Below are 1471 nucleotides of genomic sequence, written 5' to 3'. Positions count from 1 at the left end.
TCAGGACTTTGAGGCCCTTGGCGCGGCGACGCGACAGGATCTTGCGGCCGTCAGCGGTCTTCATACGGGCACGGAAGCCGTGGTCGCGCTTACGCTTGAGGTTGCTGGGCTGGTAGGTGCGCTTGGTGGCCATGTGGGCCTCTCGTATGAATGGGACGGGAAAGAACCGGAAATTCTAGAGAGGTCCCCCTCCTCGCGTCAACCCCTTGTGACTACGCGAATTCATCGGCCTGTGCAATAGCTGTGGATGTTTTTGTGAATAAGTAGGGGACAAGCATTCCGAAGCCGGGCGCTCGGTGGTAGTCTGAGCCATCCATTTCCCCCTTTCAGGCCTGTGTTTGGGCGCGTTGTCGCGCCTATCCACAGGCCACCGGACGATTATTGCCGATGGATGCCTGGTCCCGAAGTCTCGAACGCCTCGAAGCGGAGTTTCCGCCGGAAGATGTTCATACCTGGTTGAAGCCGCTGCAGGCCGATCTGCGCGCGGACAGCCTGGTGCTGTATGCCCCGAACGCCTTCATCGTCGACCAGGTGCGCGAGCTGTACCTGGCCCGGATCCGCGAACTGCTTACGCACTTCGCAGGTTTCAGCGACGTTTTCCTTGAAATCGGCTCGCGCCCGCGGCCCTCGGAGACGCAGAACGCGCCGGTTTCGAGCGCGTCGACGGCCGTGGTGGCCGAACCGCAGGTGCCCTTCGCCGGTAACCTGGACAACCATTACACCTTCGCCAACTTCGTCGAAGGCCGCAGCAACCAGCTGGGTCTGGCGGCGGCGTTCCAGGCGGCGCAGAAGCCGGGCGACCGCGCGCACAATCCGCTGCTGCTGTACGGGGGCACCGGCCTGGGCAAGACCCACCTGATGTTCGCTGCCGGCAATGCCATGCGCCAGGCCAATCCGGGGGCAAAGGTGCTGTACCTGCGCTCGGAACAGTTCTTCAGCGCGATGATCCGGGCCCTGCAGGAAAAGACCATGGATCAGTTCAAGCGCCAGTTCCAGCAGGTAGACGCGCTGCTGATCGATGACATCCAGTTCTTCGCCGGCAAGGACCGCACCCAGGAAGAGTTCTTCCACACCTTCAATGCACTGTTCGACGGCAAGCAGCAGATCATCCTGACCTGCGACCGGTACCCGCGCGAAGTCGAGGGTCTGGAAGCGCGCCTGAAGTCGCGGCTTGCCTGGGGCCTGTCGGTCGCGATCGAACCGCCGGACTTCGAAACCCGTGCAGCGATCGTGCTGGCCAAGGCGCGCGAACGCGGTGCCGAGATTCCCGATGATGTTGCGTTCCTGATCGCCAAGAAGATGCGCTCCAACGTGCGCGACCTGGAAGGTGCGCTCAATACCCTGACCGCCCGCGCCAATTTCACCGGCCGCGCGATCACCACCGAATTCGCCCAGGAAACCCTGCGCGACCTGCTTCGACGGCAAGCTGTACCAGACCCGTAAGAAGTCGCAGAGCTGGACCCAGACCAGC

Annotated in this window: 1 protein-coding gene and 1 pseudogene; one reads left to right on the top strand and one right to left on the bottom strand. The window is 62.7% G+C overall.

All coding sequences use genetic code 11. The annotated features are described in order from the left end of the window. Nucleotides 1–133 (bottom strand): 50S ribosomal protein L34 (gene rpmH / locus ACQKDV_RS19475; RefSeq protein WP_427785863.1); only part of this gene is annotated, 133 nt, incomplete at its 3' end. 254 nt (nt 134–387) lie between these two features. On the opposite strand from rpmH, the pseudogene dnaA reads away from it, so the two are divergent. Next, nucleotides 388–1425, top strand: a pseudogene (gene dnaA, locus ACQKDV_RS19470) (chromosomal replication initiator protein DnaA); the annotation flags it as partial. Nucleotides 1426–1471 lie beyond the last annotated feature (46 nt).

This window comes from Stenotrophomonas sp. NPDC077659, from assembly GCF_050268705.1.
Taxonomy (GTDB): Bacteria; Pseudomonadota; Gammaproteobacteria; order Xanthomonadales; family Xanthomonadaceae; genus Stenotrophomonas.
This window is presented reverse-complemented; position numbering and strand designations above follow the sequence as displayed.